At 54.1% G+C, this 3333-nt stretch carries 2 protein-coding genes and 4 pseudogenes; 1 reads left to right on the top strand and 5 read right to left on the bottom strand.

Translation table 11 applies throughout. From position 1 onward, the window contains the following. Window positions 1-116, top strand: a pseudogene (locus QZ506_RS03435) (IS5/IS1182 family transposase); the annotation flags it as partial. 48 nt (window positions 117-164) lie between these two features. Here QZ506_RS03435 and QZ506_RS03430 read toward each other — a convergent pair. The 5 genes and pseudogenes from QZ506_RS03430 to QZ506_RS21450 all read right to left on the bottom strand — a co-directional run. Beyond that, window positions 165-637 (bottom strand): annotated as a pseudogene (locus QZ506_RS03430) (TetR family transcriptional regulator); the annotation flags it as partial. A 46-nt stretch (window positions 638-683) separates the two neighbouring features. Further along, window positions 684-2411 (bottom strand): protein-disulfide reductase DsbD, encoded by a 1728-nt coding sequence (locus tag QZ506_RS03425; RefSeq protein WP_291969077.1) that lies wholly within the window; start codon window positions 2409-2411, stop codon window positions 684-686. Beyond that, the gene (gene cutA, locus QZ506_RS03420) at window positions 2387-2719 is read right to left on the bottom strand and encodes a divalent cation tolerance protein CutA (RefSeq protein ID WP_291969075.1); all 333 of its coding nucleotides are present in this window, start codon (window positions 2717-2719) and stop codon (window positions 2387-2389) included. The genes QZ506_RS03425 and cutA overlap by 25 nt, the downstream gene beginning before the upstream one ends. Window positions 2720-2827: 108 nt before the next feature. Beyond that, window positions 2828-3190 (bottom strand): annotated as a pseudogene (locus tag QZ506_RS03415) (anaerobic C4-dicarboxylate transporter family protein); the annotation flags it as partial. A gap of 36 nt (window positions 3191-3226) precedes the next feature. Then, window positions 3227-3271, bottom strand: a pseudogene (locus QZ506_RS21450) (hypothetical protein); the annotation flags it as partial. Window positions 3272-3333 lie beyond the last annotated feature (62 nt).

Raw genomic sequence — 3333 nt, 5'->3', positions numbered from 1 at the left:
GTGGTCATCTAAGTCTGAGAGACTACGATGCTCAGGTGGGTGAAGCCATGGTCATGGTCAAAGCGCTTAACCGGATCACGCTATTAGGAATGCCGAACAGTATTCGCATCACGTAACAATCGACCCGTATGGGGCGCAGTCATTACGGGTTCTGATTTATTCAACAAAGCCCCTTCGAGGATCAATTCCTCTGCTGAGCGACCATTTCAGGATCGTCCGTTTCCAACTGCACCAGTAGTTCTCGCGTGGAGTGGAGCGATGCCTGTTTTTGACGCTCTGCAATCTGATGGATGGGGTGATGGATATCAGGATAGAAACTGCATGCGGCAATAAACAGGCAGCAGGGATAGCGTTGGTTTTGCAACGCTTCATGCAATACCTGATAGCGTGCCAGCAGCTTTTCCTCAACGAAGAGTGCTTCATCCGACAACAATTGACGCCGCCAGGTATCCACCTGCCGACTATGATGCCGTAGGCAATCATAGAGGAGTGCTTCACGATCTAGCCAGAAGGCGGTCATGGCTTCGGCGGTGATGCTGTGCTTCTCAGCCAGGGTGTCTAACGTTAAGGCGGAAACGCCCTGTTGTTCCAGTAATATCAGCGCGTTCTCAAGTACCTCGTCCCGCTGTAGTTGCATCATATCCCCCCTTGATTCAGACTGGGGCCACCACCGTGGCAGTGGCCTATTGCCCCAGTTTTTGCAAATGTGCCCTGAACGCCTCGGCATTCATAAAACCCGTAATGCGTGAGTCGGGAATCTCCCGGCCACTACTGTCAAAAAAGAGTATGGTTGGTAACCCCATAACCTGAAATTTTTTCAGCAATGCATTTTGCTGCGCGTTGTTGGCGGTCACATCCGCATGAAGAAGTTGAAACCTGGCCAGATCCTGTTTGACGTCCGTATCGCTGAAAGTGTATTTCTCAAACTCTTTGCAGGCTACACACCAGTCGGCATACAAATCCAGCATGGCAGGCCGCTGGCTGCTCGCCAGAGATTGGTTTACTTGCTCCAGATTATGCACCGGTGTAAATGGCAGAGAAGTGGTATGAGCGGTGCTGGCTTGGCTTGATGACGGCATTAGCCACTCTTGCAGTGGACGAGCTGCGGTCACGGCACCAATCAAAAGTAGCAGTTGTATCAAACGCATACCGAGCCAATGGCTGCGCAAACCCAGCATGATCAGCCAAGCCAGGAAGAAAATCACCAGCAGGCTCCACAGACGCGCTCCCCAGGTATCGCCTACAACGCGTTCCAGCAGAAAAATAGGCAAGGCCAGAATGACAAACCCAAAAGCGGTTTTGATGTGCTGCATCCAGGGGCCGCTACGGGGTAAAAAGCGATTGCCAAACAGGGTTACTGCAATAAGCGGCAAGCCCATGCCAAGCGCGTAGAGATAAAGAATGCCGCCACCAGCGACGCTATTACCGCTTTGCGCAATATAGAGCAGGATGGCGCTGAGAGGGGCTGTGGTGCAGGGCGAGCAAATCAGTCCAGCCAATGTCCCCATGCAAAAGACTCCTCCAAGAGAGCCACTTTGTTGCCGATTGCTCCACTGTACCAGACGCGTTTGTATGGCGGAGGGCATCTGTAGGTTATAGAGACCAAACATCGACAGCGCGAGTGCGATAAACAGCAGTGACAAGCCGATCAACACGGCCGGATGCTGTAGCGCCGCCTGAAAGCGCAGTCCTGCTGCAGCGATGATAATGCCCAGCAGCGTGTAGGTCAGCGCCATGCCTTGCACATAGGTGAACGCCAGCAGCAGGGTACGGCGTGCGGATAATTGCTGTTTCCGGCCAAGAATCAGCCCGGAAATCAGTGGGTACATTGGGAGTACGCAGGGGGTGAAGGCAACACCGATACCGATTAACAACGCCCAAAGTGGAGAAAATGGCAGTTGTGCTGGTGCTACAGGTGCTGTGACGGTTGGCGCTGTATTGCTGGGCGTTGGCTGGAGGCCTGCGGTCACTGTACTTAATGGAATTTCCCGCGTTTCAGGTGGGTAGCAAAAACCCGCATCTGCGCAGCCCTGATAGGTAACACGCACCGTTGCGCCCGCCGTGCTCTGCGTAATAGGGACGGTTACTGTGAGACTATCGCGAAAGATTGCCACTTCGCCAAAAAAATCGTCTTTGTGCGGCAGGCCAGCGGGTAGGGATATGTCGCCGAGCAAGGCTTGGCTGGGAGTAAGACTGATTTTGTCGCGATAGAGGTAATAGCCTGGTTGGATTTGCCAGCGTAGCGTCAGCGTCTCTTGCTGTTGCTGAAAATCGAAAGCAAATGCGCGATCTACCGTCAAAAAGCGGCTGTTTTGTACCGGAGATGACGGCGCAAACAGGGATGCGCCTGCCAGTTGAGGGCAGATCAGTGTGCTTAACAGCAGGATCAGCGTAAGGATGCGGTTAGCCATGTCAGGTAATCTTTGTCGCCATCCGTGATCGGAACCACCAGCAGTTCCGGCGTTTGATAAGGGTGTTGCTGTTTCAGGCGTTGCAGCAGCGCAAGTTGGTGCAAGGTATCGCTCTTGATCACCAGTTGCACTTCCTGTTGCAGCTCCAGCTTACCTTCCCAGACATAGAAAGAGTGCGCGCCAGGCAGTACTGTGACACAGGCTGCCAGCCCGGCATTGAGCACATCCGTCGCCAACTGTTGTGCTATGGGTTCGTCAGGTGCAGTACACAGGACAACGATGGCGGTGCAGCTCGCAGAATTTTCCATGGTCACCCCAGTGAAAGAGGAACTGGGGGTACTATACCCTGCTTTGGGGGCAGAGGGGAATGGATGCCGGGTGGCGAGATGCCGCCCGGGGTGAATACCGAAGGGACGTTACAGCACCAGATTCCCGAGGACAAAGCCAAAGATGACGGATAGCGTAATCGCCAGAACGCTAGGTACCGGGAACGCGTGGTTGAAGACGTATTTGCCGATGCGGGTTGAACCTGTGTCATCCATTTCTAAGGCAGCGAGCAGCGTGGGATAAGTGGGCAATACGAACAGCGCTGACACGGCAGCAAAAGATGCCACGGCAGTGACGGGCGTCACGCCCAACCATAGCGCGGCAGGCATCAGCGCCTTGGCTGTCGCCGCCTGTGACTAAAGCAGGGTAGAGGCAAAAAACAGTATTACTGCCGGCATCCACGGGTAATTCTGCAACAATGCGCCTGCCGTGCCCTGAATTTCAACGATGTGGTCGTTGTGGATCAGCCGATCCAGGAAGGCATCGGCCGCCGTAGGGTTTTCCATCACACCGTACCATTGCTCCACCGGCAACTGGCTGATCAGGATCGTACTGGTTTGCCCATATCGGTCTTCCGTTATTTCCAGCAAGTCAT

It is taken from the genome of Candidatus Symbiopectobacterium sp. (assembly GCF_020054415.1).
GTDB lineage: Bacteria > Pseudomonadota > Gammaproteobacteria > Enterobacterales > Enterobacteriaceae > Symbiopectobacterium.
This window is presented reverse-complemented; position numbering and strand designations above follow the sequence as displayed.